This is a genomic window from Streptomyces sp. NPDC041940 (assembly GCF_055589465.1).
This window is the reverse complement of sequence record NZ_JBVJBP010000002.1, coordinates 131,676-151,570: the sequence shown is the minus strand read 5'-3', so window position 1 is coordinate 151,570 and position 19,895 is coordinate 131,676. Positions and strand designations below refer to the sequence as shown.

The following is a 19,895-nucleotide window of genomic DNA, read 5'->3' as shown; positions in this document are numbered from 1 at the left end:
GCCCCCCGAAGGGGCGCGGGGAACTGCGCGACAAGCCACAGCGGGCGCGCAGCCGAGAACCGGCAGTCGGTCCCGAGCTCATAGGAGAGGCCCCGTGACGGAAGTCAACGCCAAGGTCCTCGTCGTCGGCATGGACGGCCTGCGCTACGACCGGCTGACCCGCTCCCCTTCCACCGCACCCGTGCTGCACGACCTGATGGCCACGGGTGCCCACGGCACGAGCCTGCTGCCCTACGGCCGGGCCGACGACGAGCCCTCGTCCGGCACGGCCTACACCGACTCCGGCCCCGGCTGGTCCAGCATCCTCACCGGGGTGTGGCCCGACCGGCACGGGGTCACCGGCAACGACTTCAAGGGCGCCGACTACTCCCGCTACCCCGACTTCCTGACCCGCGCCGCAGCCGTACAGCCCGATCTGCGCACAGCGGCCGTCGTCTCCTGGCCCGCCCTGGTCCGGCGCGGCACCCTCGGCCGGGGCATCGGCCGACGGGTACGCCACAACGGCGAATTCTGGGGGTACGGAACCGCGGACCGCCGCGTCGCCCGCACCGCCCTCCGCTGGCTCACCACGTCCGGCCCGGACGTGCTGTTCGTGTACTTCGGCGCCACCGACGAAGCCGGGCACTCCACCGGCCCCCTCTCCCCCGCCTACGACGACGCCCTCCTGGCCCAGGACGCCCACCTCGGGCGGCTCCTGGACGCGATCGACGCGCGGCCCGCCCCCGAGCGCTGGACCGTGCTGATCACCACGGACCACGGCCACCTGGACTCCGGTGGCCACGGCGGCGGCACACGCGCCGAGCGGGAGGTCTTCGTCATCCTCGCCGAGCCCGGCATGACAGGGGGCACCCGGCTCGACACACCCCGCCTCGTCGACATCGCCCCCACCGTCCTGGACCGGCTCGGCATCCCCCTCGATCCCGCCTGGGAGCTGCCGGGCCGCGTCCTGCCCCGCCCCACCGCACCGACTCCGGAATGGCCATGACCGACGCATCTCTCGATCCCCTGCTCGCCCTGCGCCCCTGGGAGGCACCCGAGGTCACCTCCTGGGGACGTCTGCCGATGAACGCCGTCGACCGGCGGGCGGGAGCCGTCTCCCTGGACGGCGACTGGCGCTTCCAGCTGCTGCCCGCGCCGGACGCCCCGCTCGGGGAGGTCTGGTCGTCGTCGTACGTACCCGGCGTGTGGACCATGCAGGGCACGGACGACCTTCCCCGGTACCTGAACATCCGCATGCCGTTCGCCGAGTTCCCGCCTCAGGTGCCCGCCGCCAACCCGACGGGCGTGTACGAGCGGGCGCTGGACGTGCCGGCCGAGTGGGCCGGGCGACGGATCGTGCTCCAGGTCGGGGCCGCCGAGAGCGTGCTGCTGGTCCATGTGGACGGGCGGCCCGTCGGCATCTCCAAGGACTCCCATCTGGCCGCCGAGTTCGATCTGACGCCGGTGCTGCGCCCCGGCGAGCGAAGCGAGATGGGGGTCCCCCCGGCCGAAGGCTGGGGGAGGGCCACTCTGCGGCTGACGGTCGTGAAGTGGTCGGACGCCTCGCACATCGAGGACCAGGACCACTGGTGGCACGGCGGGATCACCCGCTCGGTACTGCTGTACGCGCGGGAACCGCTGCATCTCGCGGACGTGGCCGTGCGGGCCCGGCGGGACGGTGACCTGCGGGTGGACTGCCGGGTGCGGGACACGGGAGGGGCCCTGCCCGAGGGCTGGTACGTCAGCGGGGAGCTGGACGGGCACCTGCTCACGCAGGACACGGAGTTCGACCACGCCAACGCCGAGGACGAGCGCGTCTCCGACTTCCTCGGCGAGGCCCGGCTGCGGACCGCCGTGCCGGACGTGCGCACCTGGACCGCCGAGACGCCCGAGCTCTACGGGCTGACCGTACGGCTGCACCGCGCCGACGGCACGGTCGCCGACACCTCGCACCACCGCATCGGCTTCCGCGACGTCGAGATCTCCGGCCGGGACCTGCTGGTCAACGGCGAACGCGTGTTCATCCGGGGCGTCAACCGGCACGACTTCCATCCGCTGACCGGCCGGACGGTGTCGTACGACGACATGCGCGCGGACCTCGTCCTGCTGAAGCGGTTCGGCTTCAACGCGATCCGCACCGCGCACTACCCGAACGACCCGTCCCTGTACGACCTGGCCGACGAGCTCGGCTTCTACGTCGTCGACGAGGCGGACCTCGAGTCCCACGACCACGCGCACGAGATCGCCGACGACCCGCGCTATCTGGGCGCCTTCGTCGACCGGGTCGCGCGGATGGTGCTGCGGGACAAGAACCACCCGTCGGTCATCATCTGGTCGCTGGGCAACGAGTCCGACTACGGGGCGAACCACGACGCGGCGGCGGGCTGGGTGCGCCGGCACGACCCGGCCCGGCGGCCGGTGCAGTACGAGGGCGCCGCCAAGCTCGGCTGGGCCGATCCGGACCTGGCCTCCGACATCGCCTGCCCGATGTACGCACCCCTTCAGGAGTGCGTCGCGCACGCCATGTCCGGGACCCAGACCAAGCCGCTCATCCAGTGCGAGTACTCGCACGCCATGGGCAACAGCAACGGCACGCTGGCCGACCATTGGGAGGCCATCGAGGCCACCCCGGGTCTTCAGGGCGGGTTCATCTGGGAGTTCTGGGACCACGGCATCCTCCAGCGTGTGAACGACGGCAGACCGGCCGGGCGTGGGGGCGCCGGGCTCTATGACAACGGTGTCGCCGCGCCCGGGCATCGCTGGGCGTACGGCGGCGACTTCGGCGAGAGCGACCACGACGGCGCCTTCATCGCCGACGGGGTGGTCTTCCCCGACCGCACCCCCAAGCCCGTGATGTTCGAGCACCGGGAGATCGCCGCGCCGGTGCGGATCGAGTGCTTCCGGCACGAGGGCATCGTCCTCGGCAACCACCAGCACTTCCGCGGCCTGGGCTGGCTGTCCGGCGAGTGGGAGCTGTCCCTCGCCGACGGCGGCACCCTCACCGCTCCCGCCGAGCTGCCCGATCTGCGGCCGGGCGAGACGGCCGCCGTGCCGCTGCCGTTCGACCTGCCGGAGGACGGCGGCGAGGCCTGGCTGACCCTGCGCGTCACGACGGCCGGGGACGAGACCTGGGCGCCGCGCGGCACGGTCGTGTGCCTGCCGCAGGTGCGGCTGCGGGCGGCGGAACCGGCACGGCACACCCCGGTCGCGAACCGCCCGGTGGAAGTCGACGAGGACGGGCTGCTGGTCCATCCGCTGCTGGCGGCCGCGCCCACGCTGTCGCTGTGGCGGGCGCCCACCGACAACGACGAACTGGGCGGTATGGCGGGCCGCTGGCGGGACTGGGGGCTGGACGCGCCCGCCCGGAAGCTCGTCGCCGTACGGCGTGACCCGGGCCGGGTGGCCGTCGTCGCCGACCTTCTCTGCCCGGGCGGGACGGTCCGGCACGAGCAGGTGTTCACGGCCGTCGAGGGCGGGCTGCTGGTGGAGGAGAGCGCCGAGCTGCCCGAGGCGCTGGACGACGTGGCACGGGTCGGGTCGGTCTTCGAGACGGTTCCCGGGCTGAACCTGCTGGAGTGGTTCGGGCAGGGCCCCTGGGAGTCGTATCCGGACCGGGGCGCGGGCGCGCCCGTGGGCCACCACGGTCTGCCGGTGGACGAGCTGTTCACGCCGTATCTGCGGCCGCAGGAGAGCGGCGGGCGGCACGGCGTAAGGCGGTTCACGCTGTCCGCGCCGGACGCCACCGGGCTGGCGGTGCGGCTGGACCAGCCGTGCCAGGTGTCCGTGACCCGCCATCGCGCGGCCGACCTGGCTTCGGCGGCGCATCACGACGAACTGGTGCCGCGTGCCGGGTGCGTGGTGCACATCGACGCGGCGCACCGGGGTCTCGGCACGGCGTCGTGCGGGCCCGACACCTTCGCTTCCTATCTCGTCGCGGCCGGAGTCCATCGCTGGAGCTGGACGCTGCGCGTTCTCTGAGTTCCTCTCCCTGTCTCCCCTTCTCTCTGTCACCTCATGGAGCACCCGTGTGCACTTCGCATGACCACGACCTGGGCGAGGCGCCCCAGGCCGGTGCCGGAAGACGCAGTTTCCTCCGTGCCACGGCGCTGCTCGGCGCGACCGCCGGGGCGGTGGCCGCGCTGCCGGCCGTCACCGCCGCTGCGGCGCCGTCGAGTCGGCGTCCCGATCCGCACAGCCGCCGCTTCACGCTCGCCGTGATGCCGGACACCCAGTACCTCTTCGACGGACCGAGCATCGACAAGGCACCGGTGGAGGCGTCGCTGCGCTATCTGCTGGAGCACGGCAAGGAGGAGAACCTCGTCTTCCTGTCGCATCTCGGGGACCTCACGCAGAACGGCGCGAAGGCGGAGTTCGCGGCGATCGGCGAGGCGTTCCGGCTGCTGGACCGGCGGGGCGTCGGCTACAGCGTCCTGGCCGGCAACCACGACGTGAAGTCGTCGACGACCGACCAGCGCGGAGCGACGCCGTACCTGGACGCCTTCGGTCCGCGGCGGTTCCAGGGGAAGCCGACGTTCGGCGGCGCCTCCCCGGACGGCTACAACACCTTCCACCTGTTCACGGCGGGCGGCCGGGAGTGGATGGTGCTGGCCCTGGACTGGCGGCTGTCGCCGCAGGGCTACGCGTGGGCGAAGCAGGTGCTGGCGAAGCACCCGAAGACGCCGGTGATCCTCACGACGCACGAACTGGTCGTCGAGGACGACTCCCTGTCGGAGTACGGGCAGCAGCTCTGGGACCAGCTCGTCGAGGAGCACGACCAGATCTTCCTCACCCTCAACGGGCACTACTGGCCCGCCGCCCGCGCGACGCGGAAGAACGCGGCCGGGCACGACGTCCATCTGCATCTGACGAACTACCAGAACCGCTACTTCGGCGGCGCGGCCATGATCCGCCTCTACCGCTTCGACCTGGACCGGAACGTCATCGACGTGGAGACGGTCTCCCCGTGGATCCTGGGCCGGGCCGGGAAGGGGCTCAACGAGCTGGAGCGGCAGGAGATGGAGCTGAGCGGCGACGCCGACCGGTTCTCCGTCGAGATCGACTTCGAGAAGCGCTTCTCCGGCTTCGCCCCGGTGCCCGCACGACCGGCCAGGCCCGCCGCGAAGCTGCTGGTCCCGGGCACGATGGCGTACTGGCGCTTCGAGAAACCGGTGAACGGCACGGTCCGCGACCTGTCCGGGCGCGGCAACAACCTCTCGCTCGTCACCGTGGGTGGCGGCGCGCTGGGCTGGTCGGCGGACCACCACCCCGACCAGCCGGGCCACGGCAGCCTGGAGTTCCAGGGCTTCAAGTCACCGCTGAAGGGCGCCTATCTGCGCACGGTCGACGGCGCCCCGCTCAACGCGGCCACCTTCGAGGACGGCTACACCATCGAGGCGTTCTACCGGCTGCCCGCCGACTGGGACCCAAACCACAACGCCTGGTCGGGTCTGGTCTCGCGCACGGGTACGGGCGGCGCCGCCGGCAAGACCGCCGACGACCCGGACGAGCCGCTGGCCACCCTGTCGCTGTCCAACGACCGTGAGCCGCAGTGGGCGATGCGCCCGCTCAACCAGCAGGGCATCGCCACCAACTGGGCCCAGGAGACCCCGCTGGAGACCTGGTGGCACCTCGCGGTCGTCAACGACGGCAGGCACAGCACGCTGTACGTCGAGGGCTGCCCGGTGCTGCGCAACCCCAAGGCGGCCTCCGTCGGCATCACCTCCGTCGGTCTGCCGTGGCTGCTGGGCGGCTACGAGTACGGCGGCAAGATCGACCAGATCTTCCACGGCCGGCTCGGCGACGTCCGGATCGTCGCCCGGGCGCTGCCCGTCACCTCGTTCATGAACCACTGAGATCCCGAAGGGCTTGTCGATCATGTCCGAGCAGCAGTTGCCCGCCTGGGCCGATCCGTCCGTCTCCCCCACCGTCCTCGATCCGCAGGGCGTCTCCCGCCGCGGGCTCCTGCGCCGCGCGGGCCTGTTCGGCGCCGCGTTCGCCCTGGGCTCGGCGGCGAGCGCGCAGACCCCCGCCCTGGCCGCCGGTGACAGACGGCTGGGCGGCGAGGACCCCCGCCTCGCCTACCTCGTCGGCGACCATCACATCCACACCGTCTACAGCCACGACGCCAAGTACACGTTCTCCCAGCTCGCCGCGGCGGGCGCGAAGTACGGCCTGGACTGGATGGTGTTCACCGAGCACTCCAACTTCGGGCACGCCGACTTCGGGGCCTCGCTGGAGCACAAGGAGATCCTGAGGGCGCGGGCCGAGAACCCGCGGCAGCTCATCTTCCAGGGCCTGGAGTGGTACATCCCGGCCGCCGAGCACTGCACGGTGTTCACCACGCCCGGCCGGCACGAGGTCGACCTGCTCACCCGCTTCGAGCGCGCCTACGACGGCAAGCTGCTCGGCTACGACAAGGGCGGCCCCGCCGACGCGGACACCGCCCGCAACGAGGCCCACGCCGTCAAGGCGCTCAAGTGGCTGGCCCAGCAGCGTCGTTCGGGCTACGTCGACGACGTGCTGGTCCTCGCCAACCACCCCCTGCGCCTGGGCATCGACTCCCCGCACGAGATGCGCGCCTGGCGGGACGCGGCCCCCGAGATCATGATCGGCATGGAGGGCGCGCCGGGCGCCCAGGGCGCCGCCATCCCCGGCTGGCGGGGTGCCACCTCGATCCGCGGCGAGTACGAGAACAAGCCGTCCGCGCAGTCCTGGCCCGGCTACCCGGCGGAGGCCTATCTGACGTACGGCGGCTTCGACTGGGCGACCGCGACCGTCGGCGGCCTGTGGGACTCGATGCTCGCCGAGGGCCGGCTGTTCTCGATCACCACCAACTCCGACGCCCACCGGATCGTCTTCGACACCTGGAAGAACGGCGACTGGCCGGCCGGGCAGAACTTCGACAGCACCGGCAGGCTGCCCGACCCGGTGAACACCGACACCCCGCAGCCCGGCAGCGACTTCTGGCCCGGGCAGTTCAGCCGCACCCACGTGGGCGTGACCCGCTACGGCTACCGCGCGGTCATGGCGGGCCTGCGCGCGGGCCGGGTCTGGCTGGACCACGGGCATCTGCTCGACGGGCTCGACGTACGGCTGACGCGGGACCGCGACCGGGGCCGGGGCGTGACGCTCGGCGGCCGGCTGCGCGTCCGCAAGGGCGAGAGGCTCACGCTGCACATCACCGTGACGACCGCCTCGCGGCCCAACCCCCAGGGCATCCTGCCCGAGTTGGCGCACGTGGACGTCATCCGCGGGGCGGTGCGCGGCCCGGTCGGCGACCGCGACACCTGGAAGGCCCCGGACACCCGCGTCGTCCGGTCGCAGGACGTCTCCGGCCGCAAGGGCACCTACACCCTGCGCGTCCCGCTGACGGCGGGCGAGGAGTCCTTCTACGTCCGGCTGCGCGGCAGCGACGGCAACCGGAACGGCACCGGCTACCTCGGTGCGTCGGTCGACCCGCACGGGCCGGTCCCGCACGCGCCCGGGGACGGTGACCCGTGGGCGGACACGTGGTTCTACTCCAACCCCGTGTTCGTCGACGTGGCAGGCTCCTGACCGGACGACACGTCAATTAGGCGCCGTACATGCCTCATCGCTGGGCGCCGGCAGGGCCTCGGCCGCCGGCGCGCAGCGGTGGGACGCCTCGGGCAGCCCCCTCCCGGCGCTCCGGCCGCTCCTCCAGGTCGGCCCGTCCGGCGTCCGCTCCGTGACGACGGCCTTCACGCGTACCAGCAGGTCACGGACTGATCCGGCGGAGGTACGGTGGGCCGCGTGACCGGTGAAGAGGCGCTGCGGCCCCAGTCCCTCATGCTGACCTTCCTGGGCGACCAGGTGCTCGGGCGTGAGGTGTGCGTGTACTCGGGCAGCGTCATCGACGTGTTCGCCCGCGCCGGGATCGGCGAACAGGCGACCCGCTCGACGCTGACCCGGATGGTGGGCCGTGACCTGCTGCGCCGCCAGCGCGAGGGCCGCCGGATGTACTTCGGGCTGACGGAGCGCTCGGAGGCGGTGCTGCGCGACGGCGAGCGGCGCATCTGGCAGACCGGCGCCGTCAACCGGCACTGGGACGGCACCTGGACCCTGCTCGGCTTCTCCCTGCCGGAGTCCTGGCAGCGCCAGCGCCACGACCTGCGCTCCCAGCTGACCTGGAGCGGCTTCGGACCGCTGTTCAACGGCCTGTGGATCGCCCCGGGCGAGGTCGACGTGTCGGCGCTGGTCGCCGAGCTCGGCCTGTCCGCCCATGTGAAGGTCTTCCGGGCCCACGCGGACACCGGCATGGACATCGGCCAGATGATCGAGGAGACCTGGGAGCTGTCCGACCTGGCCGGGCAGTACGAGGCGTTCGTACGGCGCTGGCAGCCCTGGGAGGACGACCTGCCGGACGCCGACGACGCGCTCGTCCTGCGCCTGCGGCTCCAGACCGAGTGGCTGCGCATCGTCCGGCGCGACCCGCGCCTGCCCGTCAGGCACCTCCCGGACGACTGGCCGGCGGACCGGGCCGAGAAGACGTTCCGGTCCGTGCACGACCGGTTGTCACCGCTCGCGCGCGACGCCTCGGAACGTCTGCTCGACCTGGTGCCCGCGCGGCCTCAGGCGTAGAAGCGCGACAGGCTCTGCAGCACCGCCGCGGGCTTGGCGCCGCCCTCGATCTCGATGGCGCCCTCGACGGTGATCTGTACGCCGCCGGGCACCTCCTCGACCTCGGCGAGCCTGGCCGTCAGGCGGATGCGGGAGCCCACCTTCACGGGGGAGGGGAAACGCACCTTGTTGAGCCCGTAGTTGACCTTCGTCGTCACGCCCTGGACGTCCAGCAGCTCGGTGAACAGCGGGATGAAGAGGGAGAGCGTGAGGTAGCCGTGTGCGATGGGGGCGCCGAAGGGGCCCTCCTTGGCCTTCTCGGGGTCCACATGGATCCACTGGTGGTCCCCGGTCGCGTCGGCGAAGGTGTCGATCCGCTCCTGGGTGACCTCGATCCACTCGCTGGTGCCGAGGTCGCTGCCCGCGAGCTTCTTCAGTTCGCCGAGACCGTTGACGGTGATGCTCATTCAGCTTTCCTTCGCTAGGAGTCGGTGCCGTAGCGCTTGCGCACGCGGGACTTGAGGAGCTTTCCGGAGGCGGTGCGCGGGAGTTCGTCCGCGACGACGACCGACTTCGGGATCTTGTACTTGGCGAGGTGGCCCGCGAGCGACGCGAGCACCTCGTCGGGGTCGAGGTCGGAGCCCTCGCGGGGGACGACGACCGCGCGCGGTACCTCGCCCCACTTGTCGTCCGCCACGCCGATGACCGCGCACTCGACGATGTCCGGGTGGGCGAGGAGCCGGTCCTCGATCTCGGCGGGGTAGATGTTCTCCCCGCCGGAGATGATCATGTCCTTGATGCGGTCGACGATGTGGACGTAGCCGTCCTCGTCGACCTGGGCCGCGTCGCCGCTGCGGAACCAGCCGTCCGCGAAGGACGCGGCCGTCTCCTCGGGCAGCCCCCAGTAGCCGGGCATGACATGCGGTCCGCGCACCACGACCTCCCCGACCTCGCCCACGTCGGCCGGCCCGAGGTCCGGCCGTACGACCCGTACGTCGCTGAAGAAGTGCGGCACGCCCGCCGAACCCGCCTTGCTGACGGCGTGCTCGGCGTCGAGGAACAGCGTGCCGGGCGCGGCCTCGGTCATGCCGTAGCCCTGGAGGAAGGTCAGTCCGCGCTCCTGGTAGGCCGCGATCAGCGGGGTGGGGACCGGGGAGCCGCCGCAGGTCAGGATCCGCAGCGAGGAGAGGTCCGCCGCCGGCCAGCGCGGGTGCCTGGCCACCTGGTCGAACATCGTCGGCACGCCGAACATGAAGGTGATCCGGTGCCGCTCGATCAGATCGAAGGTGGCGTCCGGGTCGAAGGCCTCGACCAGGACGCAGGCGCCGCCCTTCAGCAGGACCGGGAGCGTCAGCATGTTCAGCCCGGCGGTGTGGAAGAGCGGGGCGGAGACCAGGGCGCGTTCGTCGGCGATCAGATCGGTGTCGACGAGGACGTTGACCGCGTTCCAGGTGAGGTTGCCATGGGTGAGCATGGCGCCCTTGGGGCGGCCGGTCGTGCCCGAGGTGTACATGATGATGCAGGTGTCGTCCGGAGTGACCGGTGTGTCGATGGGCTCTTCGGAGGCCGACGCCAGCGCCTCCTCGTACTCGGCGCCCACCTCGGCGTACGTACGCACATCCGTGCTGCCCGGGAGTCCCGCGACCAGACCGGCGTGCGAGGGGCCGTAGACGAGGGCCTTGGCGCCGGAGTCGGCGAGCTGGTAGGCGATCTCGGGGCCGGCCAGGCGCGTGTTGAGGGGGACGAAGACCGCGCCGAGGGTGCCGGCCGCGAACAGGGTCTCCAGATAGGAGGGGTGGTTCGGGCCGAGGTAGGCGATGCGGTCGCCGCGCCGGATGCCCCGCTCGCGCAGGGCGTGCGCGAGGCGGGTGGTGCGCTCGTACAGACCGGCGTAGGTGCGGGTGGTGTCGCCGTGGATCAGGGCGGTGCGGTGCGGGGTCTTGCGGGCCCGGCGTGCGGGCCATGACCCCAGTCCCTCGTTGCGCATGTCACGCCCCTTACGGTTTCGTCAGCCCGAGCAGGCGGGCGGCGTTCTCCTTGAGGATCTTCGGCCGGACCTCTTCCTTGATCGTCAGCTTGTCGAAGTCGGCGAGCCAGCGGTCGGGAGTGAGGACGGGGAAGTCGGAGCCGAAGAGGACCTTGTCCTTCAGCAGCGTGTTCGCGTACTGCACGAGCTGCGGCGGGAAGTACTTCGGCGACCAGCCGGACAGGTCGATGTGCACGCCCGGCTTGTGTGTGGCGACGGCCAGGGCCTCGTCCTGCCAGGGGAAGGACGGGTGCGCCAGGATGATCTTCAGATGCGGGAAGTCGGCGGCGACGTCGTCCACGTGGAGGGGGTTGGAGTACTTGAGGCGGATCCCGCCGCCGCCGGGCACACCGGCGCCGATGCCCGTCTGGCCGGTGTGGAACAGGGCGATGGTGCCGGTCTCCTCGATGACCTCGTAGAGGTCGTAGGCCACCGAGCGGTCGTTGGGGAAGAAGCCCTGGATGCTGGGGTGGAACTTGAAGCCCTTCACCCCGTACTCCTCGACCAGGCGGCGGGCCTGCCTGACGCCCGCCTTCCCCCGGAAGGGGTCGATGGAGGCGAAGGGGATGAGGACGTCGGCGTTGGCGGCGGCGGCCTCGGCGACCTCCTCGTTGGGGACGGGCGGGGTGCCGGTGGCGGACTCGGCGTCGACCGTGAAGATCACGGCGGCCATCCTCCGCTCGCGGTAGTACGCGGCGGTCTCCTCCAGGGTCGGCTTCCGCTTGCCCTCGACCTTGAAGTAGGCGGAGGAGGCGTCGTGCAGGTCGTCGTCCAAGGAGGAGTGGCCCTTGGAGGACACCTCCGCGTGGGTGTGGACGTCGATCGCGACGAGGTCGTCTGCGTTCATCGAGGGGGCCATCACGCCTCCGGGAACTTCGGCGCCGGGATGCCGACCGACTGGGGTTCGGCACCGACCGAGGTGGGCCAGGCGTCGGCCAGGGCGCCGGGGGTCCAGCCGCCGTCGGCGTACGCCGCCCTGATCTCCTGCGGATGCGACCAGAGTGCCACCTTGTCGCCGCCGATGCCGATGGCCTGGCCGGTGACGCCCCGGGCGGCCTCGGAGGCGAGGAAGGGGACCAGGGCCGCGCAGTCCTCCGGGGTGCCGAAGCCCTCGCCCTTGCGCAGGAAGTCCGGCAGCGGCTCGCCGCCGCGCATGGCGTCGATGTACGGGGCGAAGGCCGGGATCGTCTCGGTCATCGCGGTCGCCGCGACCGGCACGATCGCGTTGACGGTGATGTTCGCGCGGCCCAGCTCCATGGACCAGGTGCGGGCCATGGCGGCGATGCCGGCCTTGGCGGCGGCGTAGTTCGTCTGGCCGAAGTTGCCGCGCTGCCCGGCCGGGGAGCCGACCAGGATCAGCGAGCCGCCCTCGCCCTGCTCGCGCATCCGGACGGCGGCGGCGCGGGCGCAGGTGAAGGTGCCCTTGAGGTGGGTGGTGATCACCGCGTCGAAGTCCTCGTCGGTCATCTTCCACAGCACCTTGTCGCGCAGGATGCCCGCGTTGGTGACGAGGACGTCCAGCCGGCCGAACTCCTCGACCGCGCGGTTCACCAGCCGCTCCGCGGCCTCGGAGGTGCCGACCGGGACGACCTCGGCGACGGCCCGGCCGCCCGCTTCCGCGATGGACTTCACGGCCGCCTCGGCCACGGCCTCGTCGACGTCGTTGACCACCACGGACGCGCCGTGGGCGGCCAGGGCATGCGCGTAGGCGAGGCCGAGGCCCCGGCCGCTGCCGGTGACGACGGCGACCTTGCCGGAGAGATCGATGCTGGGCACGGGTGGGTCCCTTCACGAGCTGATGCGGGGTGGTGCGGCTTCCTGACGCGAGTGGTGCGTCTTCGAGATCGAAGCTAAGAGCAATAATTGTTGACGTCAATAGTTGTTGATGACCCACGGGTGCGAGATGCTGGAATCCCAGGAAGCACCGAGCACAGGGAGCCCGCCATCGCACGCCAGAACGTCACCCCGAAGCCCATCGACGCGCACGAGCCGTGGATGCGCGGGCTGCACGCCGACACGGGCTACCTGCTGTACCGCCTGGGCCTGCGCTCGGGGCAGCTCTTCAACGCCTGCCTCCAGGAGTCGGGCGTGCGTCTGCGCCACTACGCGGTGCTGCGCTTCCTCGCCACCACCGAGGGCGCCCTCCAGCGCGAGCTGAGCACCCGGCTCGGCTACGACCCGAGCGCCATCGTCGGCCTGGTCGACGACCTGGAGAAGCTGGGTTTCGCCGAGCGCCGCCCCTCCCCCGACGACCGCCGCAGCCGGATCGTCGTGCTGACCGAGAGCGGCCGCGCGTTCCTGCGCGACACCGACGAGGCCGGACTGAGAGTGACCAACGAACTGCTGGGCCCGCTGGAGGAAGCCGAGCGGGAGGCGCTGCACGCGCTGCTGCTGCGGATCGCGGAGGACGGCCTGAACTGATGTTGTGCAAATGATTGACTGCTGCACGATGGATGCATAACTTCACGGGCTATCCGAGACCCGTCCCCAGGGAGCTCCCCGTGCAGCCATCCCCCTCAGCCGCTCAACCCGCCCCGGATTCAAAGCAGTTGCGCCGTGTGGCCGTCTCCGGCCTGCTCGGCACGACCGTCGAGTTCTACGACTTCCTCGTCTACGGCACGGTCGCCGCGCTCGTCTTCGGCGACCTGTTCTTCCCCCAGGCCGACCCGGCCGTCGGCACCATCGCGGCGTTCGGGACCTTCGCCGCGGGCTATCTCGCCCGTCCGCTCGGCGGCATCGTCTTCGGCCACTTCGGCGACCGGATCGGACGCAAGTCGATGATGCTGCTGACCATGGTCCTGATGGGCCTGGGCAGCTTCCTCATCGGCCTGCTGCCCACCTACGACGCGATCGGCGTCTGGGCCCCGGTCCTGCTCGTCGCCCTGCGCGTCGTGCAGGGCATCGCGATCGGCGGCGAGTGGGGCGGCGCCATGCTGATGGTCGTCGAGCACGCCGAGAAGACGCAGGGCTCCCGGCGCGGTCTGTGGTCCAGCTTCACCCAGCTCGGCGCCCCGCTCGGCTCCGTGCTGTCGGCCGGTGTGGTCACCCTCGTCGCCGGCCTGCCCGACGACGACTTCCGCTCCTGGGGCTGGCGGGTGCCGTTCCTGCTGAGCATCGTGCTGCTGGCCGTCGGTCTCTTCGTGCGCCTCAAGGTCGCCGAGAGCCCGCTGTTCGCGCAGGCCAAGCGGGAGCCCGTGGACAAGCCGCCGATCGTGGAGGTGCTGCGCCGCCCGAAGCCCGTGCTGCTCGCCGCCTGCGTCGGCATCGGCGCCTTCACCACCCAGTCGCTGCTGACGAGTTTCATGATCTCCTACGCCGTCGGCGAGGGGTACACCCGGCCGCAGGTGCTGACCGCGGTGACCGTCGCCTCCTGCGTGGCCCTCGCCGTCCTGCCCGCCGCGTCCGCGCTGTCGGACCGGGTCGGCCGCCGGCCCGTCGTGCTCGCCGGCGCCCTCGCCTCGGCCGCGCTCGCCTTCCCCGTACTGGCCCTGGTCGACTCGGGCTCCCCCGGTCTGCTCATCCTCGCGCTCGCCCTCGGTCACGGTGTCGCCCAGTCCACGATGTACGGGCCGCTCGGCGCGCTGCTCACCGAGATGTTCGGCACCCGCGTCCGCTACACCGGCGCCTCCCTCGGCTACCAGGCGGCCACCCTGGTCGGCGCCGGTTTCTCCCCGCTGATCGCCGGCAGCCTCCTCGCCTCGTACGGGGGTGGCAGCACGCCCGTCTCGCTGCTGCTGTGCGCGGGCGCGGCGATCACCGCCGTCACCGTGTGGCGGCTGCGCGAGACGCACACGGACGCCCTGGACTCCCCCGCCGCCACCCCCACTCTGGAAGGAACCCCGCGTTGAGGATCCGCCTCGCTCTACTGACCACCTGCCTGTCCCTGGCGACCGCCCTGCCCGCGCAGGCCGCCGACGCCACCGACAGTCATCTGGAGGGCAAGCTCCCCTCGGGCGCCGCGTACGTGATGGACGTACCGGCGTCCTGGAACGGCACGGTGCTGCTGTACAGCCACGGCTACTCCCCGGCCGGGGCCCCCAACCCGGCCCAGAACACACCGGGTTCCGCCGCCCGGGACAAGTTGCTGGCCGAGGGCTACGCGCTGATCGGCTCCTCGTACGCGACGAACGGCTGGGCCATCACCGAGGCGGTGCCCGACCAGCTCGCCACGCTGGACCTGTTCACCGAGAAGTTCGGGCAGGCCCGGCGGACGCTGGCCTGGGGCACCTCCTACGGCGGCTTCGTCACCACCATGCTCGCCGAGCGGCACGCCGACCGCTTCGACGGCTCGCTGTCGATGTGCGGGCTGGTGCAGGGCGGCGTCGCCAACTGGAACAGCACCCTGGACCCGGTGTTCGCGCTGCGCACGCTGCTCGCCCCGGGCTCCGGCATCCGGCTGGCGGGATTCGCGGACCAGGCCGAGGCGGTCGCCGCCGCGAAGTCGCTCACCACGAAGGTGGACGCCGCCCAGCAGACCCCGGGGGGCCGGGCGCGCATCGCCCTCGCAGCGGCTCTGCACAACATCCCCGGCTACAACGACGCCTCGCAGCAGAAGCCGGGCCCCACCGACTGGGGCACCCAGCAGTCCAACCAGTTCACTGCCGTCCGGGGGCTCATCCAGAGGCCCGCCTTCAGCTGGCGGCAGGAGGCCGAGAGCCGGGCGGGCGGCAACCCGTCCTGGAACACCGGTGTCGACTACACCGCCCTGCTCGCCCGGTCCCCGCTGTACAAAGAGGTGACCGAGCTCTACAAGGAGGCCGGACTGTCCTTGCGCGGCGACCTCTCGGCCCTCGGCCGGGCACCCCGGATCTCCGCCGACCCCTCGGCCGTGGGGTGGATGCGGAACACCAGCGTGCTCTCCGGCCGGCTCACCGACCCCCAGCTGAACATCCACACGACGGGTGACGCGCTGATCCCGGTGCAGGCCGAGAGCGCCTATCGGCGTGCGGCCACGGCCGGCGGCTCCGCGGGGCTGCTGCGCCAGGCGTACGTCGACGGCCCCGGCCACTGCACCTTCACCACCGGCGAGACGCTGGCCGCCCTGGACACCCTGGAGGACCGCCTGGACACGGGCCGCTGGGACGTGTCGCCCGGCACGCTCAACTCCCGTGCGGGGCAGGAGGACCCGACGACCGCGGCCCGCTACGTCCCCTACCGCCCGAGCGCCTACCCCCGTCCCCACGACCTCGCCCACCCGGGAGACATCCGGCCATGACCGGCCCCACCGCGCCCGACCGGCTGCTGTCCGTGCTCGCGGCCTTCGACCACGAGCACCCGGCGCTGTCCCTGACGGACATCAGCCGGCGGGCCGGGCTGACCCTGACCACCGCCCACCGGCTGGTGGGCGCGCTCACCGAGTGGGGCGCCCTGGAGCGGGACGACTCCGGCGTCTACCACGTCGGGCTCCGGCTGTGGGAGCTGGCCGCGCTGGCGCCGCGCGGCCTCGCCCTGCGGCAGATCGCGCTGCCGTATCTGGAGGACCTGTACGAGGCGACGCACGAGAACGTGCAATTGGCCGTGCGGGACGGGTCGGACGTCGTCTACATCGAGTGGCTGTCGGGCCGGTCGGCGGTCGGCGTGCACATACGCGTCGGCGCCCGCTGGCCGCTGCACGCCACCGGCGTCGGGCTCGCCCTGCTGGCCCACGGCGACCCGCGGTTCCAGACGGAGTACTGCGCGGGCGAACTCGCGTCCTTCACGCCGTACACGATCACCGATCCGGCGCGGCTGCGGCGGGAACTGGCCGAAGTACGCCGCACCGGCGTCGCGGTGAGCGACCGTCAGATCACGGACGACGCCCTGTCGGTGGCCGCCCCGGTACGGGCCGCGGACGGCACGGTGACCGCCGCCGTGTCCATCGTGGTCCCGCATATCGACGCCCAGGTTCCCGTACTCGCCCCCGCGGTAAGGGTGGCGGCGCGGGGGATCTCACGGGCCCTGGGGTGGCAGCCGGAGCGGGCCCGGGGCGGCGGGCTCCGCGATGTCGGAGAAAGCACTCGTGCGAGTGAACTTCCGTCCGCTCAGGGGCGATCGACCGCATAGTGAGGTGACAGGGAGGCGCGGAATCGGGACGCGACCAGTGCCCCGCCCTCCCGACGGGGGGTCACCATGGAGCCGCTCTTCCGCCTCGCCCTGCTGCGACCCGCGATCGCACCGGAACCCGACGACACCGGCATCGAACTGGCGCAGCAGACGGACTTCCAGCGTGCGCTGACCGCCGCGGCCGGCGCGGCGGACCCACGGACCGAACTGCGGCGCGTGGTGGGCGAGTACGTCGCAGGTCCGCTGTTCATCGGAAAGCCCGAGCAGGCTCCGCTGGCCAAGGAGACGGCCAGGTTCGTGGCCGCGCTGGACCGGCTGCCCGCTCTGGCGAGGGCTGTTGCCGGCACCCGCCCGGAAGCCGCCGCGCCTCCCCCGCCCTCGCTGCGGGACACGGTGATCGCCGCCGTCCGGGACGCGTTCGGCGCGGCCCCGGCCGATGTCGTGCAGGGCGCGCCGTACAAGGACGCGGTGGCCCGGCTCCGGGACAGCGTGCTGGCCGTCAAGTACCTGCCCGCCGAGCACACCAGGCCCCTGGAGGAACTGGTCCGCCGGCTGCGCCACCTGGAGATCGTCGCTCGCCTCGTGACGCACACCGCCTTCCCCGCCGCCCCGCGGGAGCTGCGGCGGGCCCGCAGGCGTCCCCTGCGGCTGCCGGGTGCCACGGGCCTCGAACCCGTGCTGTCCACCGTCGAGGCCGAGCGCCGGCGGCGGGAGAAGGAGGCCGAGGCGGCCGGGGAGCGACGGCAGCGCGCCGAGCGACTGCTCACCGTCTTCCGGCAGTTGCGCACCGCCATCGACGAACTGGCCGGACTCGGCGGTGAGCACTTCAGCATCTCCCCGCAGAACCGGTCGGAGCAGGTGCTGCCGCCGCCCGAGTACACCCCGCCCGCCGAACTGGCCCGCCAGATCACCTTCCACACGCTCCTCTCGGAGGCCAACCTGCGGGCCCTGGCCCCAGGCACCGGCACAGGCGGCGGCACGGGCGGCGGTACGGGCGGCGGTACTCCGGAAGCGGCGGCCGAGGAACCCGCTCCGAACCCCCCGGAGCCCACCGCCGTGGCGGGAGCCGCCCAACTCGCCGGGCAGGTCTTCGGGGCCAGGCCCGACCTCCTCGCCGGCACCCCCGGGTTCGTCCCGGCCCTGCTTGCAGATCTCGGTTTCCGGCTCCTGCCGGAGGCGGTGCAGCAACTGTCGGAGGCCACCCGGGCCCTGCTCACGGCACGCGGCGTCGACGTCACGGCCCAGCCCCTGGACCGTGTCGTCGCCCTCCTCCAGGGCGAGGCCGACCGGACGGCGGCAGAACTGGCGAGACTGTTCGGCAAGCCGGTCAAGCGCAGCGTGCGACGGCTCGGGGACACGCTGGTCACGACCTCCACACCGGTGCCGTCCGTCTGGAACGCGATCAGCATCGGGGACCTGGACCCGATCGAGCAGATCCCCCTGGAGGCCGACCCCATCCCCACCACGCGGGGCAGTGTGAAGCCGTCCGGGGTCGCCGACCTGCTCGTGGTCCGCCAGCAGCTGATCGGCTACGAGGGCGCCGACGTCGCCCACATCGAGAACGTCCTCAAGGGCGAGACCAAGCTGCGCGAGCACACCCGGCGTGAGGAGACCGAGCAGACCACCGTGACCGAGACGGAGACGATCACCTCCGAGGAACGTGAGCTGGAGTCGACCGACCGGTTCGAGATGACCAGGGAGGCCAGTGCCGTCATCAAGGAGGACGCGGCGCTGAAGGCAGGGCTGACCGTCACCGGCAAGTACGGCCCCACGGTGGAGTTCTCGGCCTCCGTCGAGGGCTCCGTCTCCCGGTCGAAGGAGGAGGCGACCAAGTCGGCGTCCACCTTCTCCCAGGACGTCACCCAGCGCAGCGCCTCCAAGATCTCCGAGCGGGTGCTCCAGCGCACCACCCTGCGGATCACCACCGAAGTCACCGAGAAGAACACCCACACCCTCGACAACAGCCCCGGCATCGACCACATCTCCGGGGTCTACCAGTGGGTCAACAAGGTCTACCGGGCGCAGATGTACAACTACGGGCTGCGCACCATGTTCGACTTCATGATCCCGGAGCCCGCCGCCTTCCTCATCCACACCCTGCAGTCGGCCCACGCGGGAGCCGTCCAGGTGGACAAGCCGCCGGCGTTCACGCTCCATGCCAACAAGATCGACGAGACCAACTACCACTACTGGGTGCAGGTGTACCAGGCCACGGATGTCACTCCGCCGCCCGAGATGTACCTGACCAAGTCCTTCGACTTCAAGGCGGGCGGCGGGGACAGCAGGACCAACTACAACCACTCCGGCCAGGTCACCCTCGACGAGGGCTACCAGGCGTTCCAGGCGTCCGTGGCCCGCCTGTGCAACATCTGGGAGGGCCACCACTCCCTCGACGTCGCCGTGGGCCGCCGGACGCATCGGTTCGGCCCGGACGACAACTGGGTGTGGATCACCATGCTGGACGAGGAGCAGAGTTCGATCCCGGTCGCCGTGGACAGCTTCCGCCTCTCCCAGGTCGCCGTCGCGATCGAGATCAAGTGCCGGCGCACCGAGCGCGCGATGGAGAAGTGGCGGGCGGAGACCCACGCCAAACTGACCACCGCCTACCGCGCCCGGCTCGCGGAGTACGAGGAGAAGGTCGCCGCTCTGACCTTTCAGGCGGGCGTCGCCATCGAGGGCCGCAACCCGCTGGCCAACCTGGACCTGATCGCCCACGAACTGCGCAAGAGCTGCGTCAGCATCCTGACCAAGCAGCACTTCGACCTCTTCGACGCGATGAAGGGCGAGCCCGGCGAGGTCCCGCGGTTCGACATCGACGAGGCCGCGGCGGAAGGCGCCTACGTCCGCTTCTTCGAGCAGGCCTTCGAGTGGGAGCACCTGACGTGGGTCGCGTACCCGTACTTCTGGGGCCGTAAGAGCGAATGGGACGAGCGCCTCGCCTACGACGACCCCGACCCGTTGTTCAACCAGTTCCTCAAGGCCGGCTACTGCCGGGTCACGGTCCCCGCCCGCCTCGGCTTCGAAGGCGCCATCGACCACTTCATGCAGTTCGGCGAACTGTGGCACGGCGGCCCGCTCCCCACCGTCTCCAGCCCCCTCTACCTGCCGATCGCCGACGAGATCGCCGAGCGCCTCGACCGCCCCGGCGACGAGATCCCCCAGGGCGACCCCTGGACGGTACGCATCCCCACCAGCCTGGTGCGGCTGCGCGCGGACGACCGGTTGCCCCGGTGGGTGCAGAACGCGCAGGGCGAGTGGGTCGAGGACTGAG

The 19,895-nt window shown here is 71.8% G+C and carries 14 protein-coding genes; 10 read left to right on the top strand and 4 right to left on the bottom strand.

From position 1 onward, the window contains the following. Nucleotides 1-130: 130 nt before the first annotated feature. The 5 genes from ACZ6I3_RS05315 to ACZ6I3_RS05295 all read left to right on the top strand — a co-directional run bounded on the left by ACZ6I3_RS05315 (nt 131) and on the right by ACZ6I3_RS05295 (nt 8,577). Complete coding sequence (locus ACZ6I3_RS05315) at nt 131-985, top strand: alkaline phosphatase family protein (RefSeq protein WP_469412466.1); 855 nt, start codon at nt 131-133, stop codon at nt 983-985. Next, on the top strand, nt 982-3,957 hold the full coding sequence (locus ACZ6I3_RS05310) for a glycoside hydrolase family 2 TIM barrel-domain containing protein (protein WP_469411907.1): 2,976 nt from the start codon (nt 982-984) through the stop codon (nt 3,955-3,957). The genes ACZ6I3_RS05315 and ACZ6I3_RS05310 overlap by 4 nt, the downstream gene beginning before the upstream one ends. 47 nt (nt 3,958-4,004) lie before the next feature. Further along, the gene (locus ACZ6I3_RS05305) at nt 4,005-5,831 is read left to right on the top strand and encodes a LamG-like jellyroll fold domain-containing protein (RefSeq protein WP_469411905.1); all 1,827 of its coding nucleotides are present in this window, start codon (nt 4,005-4,007) and stop codon (nt 5,829-5,831) included. 22 nt (nt 5,832-5,853) lie between these two features. Then, nucleotides 5,854-7,533, top strand: coding sequence for a PHP domain-containing protein (locus ACZ6I3_RS05300; protein WP_469411904.1), 1,680 nt, complete (start codon nt 5,854-5,856; stop codon nt 7,531-7,533). 216 nt (nt 7,534-7,749) lie between these two features. Next, entirely contained in the window at nt 7,750-8,577 is an 828-nt protein-coding gene (locus ACZ6I3_RS05295; protein ID WP_469411902.1) for a PaaX family transcriptional regulator, read from the top strand. Here ACZ6I3_RS05295 and ACZ6I3_RS05290 read toward each other — a convergent pair. Genes ACZ6I3_RS05290 through ACZ6I3_RS05275 form a run of 4 tightly spaced genes read right to left on the bottom strand, consistent with a single transcriptional unit; the run spans nt 8,568 to nt 12,358 of the window. Beyond that, nucleotides 8,568-9,023, bottom strand: coding sequence for a MaoC family dehydratase (locus ACZ6I3_RS05290; RefSeq protein ID WP_469411900.1), 456 nt, complete (start codon nt 9,021-9,023; stop codon nt 8,568-8,570). The genes ACZ6I3_RS05295 and ACZ6I3_RS05290 overlap by 10 nt on opposite strands. Nucleotides 9,024-9,037: 14 nt before the next feature. Beyond that, complete coding sequence (locus ACZ6I3_RS05285; RefSeq protein ID WP_469411898.1) at nt 9,038-10,543, bottom strand: acyl-CoA synthetase; 1,506 nt, start codon at nt 10,541-10,543, stop codon at nt 9,038-9,040. 10 nt (nt 10,544-10,553) lie between these two features. Next, nucleotides 10,554-11,429: an amidohydrolase family protein gene (locus ACZ6I3_RS05280; RefSeq protein WP_469411896.1), complete on the bottom strand. Its 876-nt coding sequence runs from the start codon at nt 11,427-11,429 to the stop codon at nt 10,554-10,556. An 11-nt stretch (nt 11,430-11,440) separates the two neighbouring features. Next, entirely contained in the window at nt 11,441-12,358 is a 918-nt protein-coding gene (locus ACZ6I3_RS05275) for an SDR family NAD(P)-dependent oxidoreductase (RefSeq protein ID WP_469411894.1), read from the bottom strand. 219 nt (nt 12,359-12,577) lie between these two features. On the opposite strand from ACZ6I3_RS05275, the gene ACZ6I3_RS05270 reads away from it, so the two are divergent. From ACZ6I3_RS05270 to ACZ6I3_RS05250, 5 genes are all read left to right on the top strand, one after another. After that, on the top strand, nt 12,578-13,003 hold the full coding sequence (locus tag ACZ6I3_RS05270) for a MarR family winged helix-turn-helix transcriptional regulator (protein ID WP_399017280.1): 426 nt from the start codon (nt 12,578-12,580) through the stop codon (nt 13,001-13,003). A gap of 137 nt (nt 13,004-13,140) precedes the next feature. Beyond that, nucleotides 13,141-14,430 carry an MFS transporter gene (locus ACZ6I3_RS05265; protein WP_469411892.1) on the top strand — a complete coding sequence of 430 codons (1,290 nt, stop codon included), beginning with the start codon at nt 13,141-13,143 and terminating at the stop codon, nt 14,428-14,430. Beyond that, on the top strand, nt 14,427-15,797 hold the full coding sequence (locus ACZ6I3_RS05260; protein ID WP_469411890.1) for an alpha/beta hydrolase family protein: 1,371 nt from the start codon (nt 14,427-14,429) through the stop codon (nt 15,795-15,797). Before ACZ6I3_RS05265 ends, ACZ6I3_RS05260 begins: the two co-directional genes overlap by 4 nt. After that, on the top strand, nt 15,794-16,624 hold the full coding sequence (locus tag ACZ6I3_RS05255) for an IclR family transcriptional regulator (RefSeq protein WP_469411888.1): 831 nt from the start codon (nt 15,794-15,796) through the stop codon (nt 16,622-16,624). Before ACZ6I3_RS05260 ends, ACZ6I3_RS05255 begins: the two co-directional genes overlap by 4 nt. A gap of 66 nt (nt 16,625-16,690) precedes the next feature. Further along, nucleotides 16,691-19,894, top strand: coding sequence for a hypothetical protein (locus tag ACZ6I3_RS05250; protein WP_469411886.1), 3,204 nt, complete (start codon nt 16,691-16,693; stop codon nt 19,892-19,894). Nucleotide 19,895 lies beyond the last annotated feature (1 nt).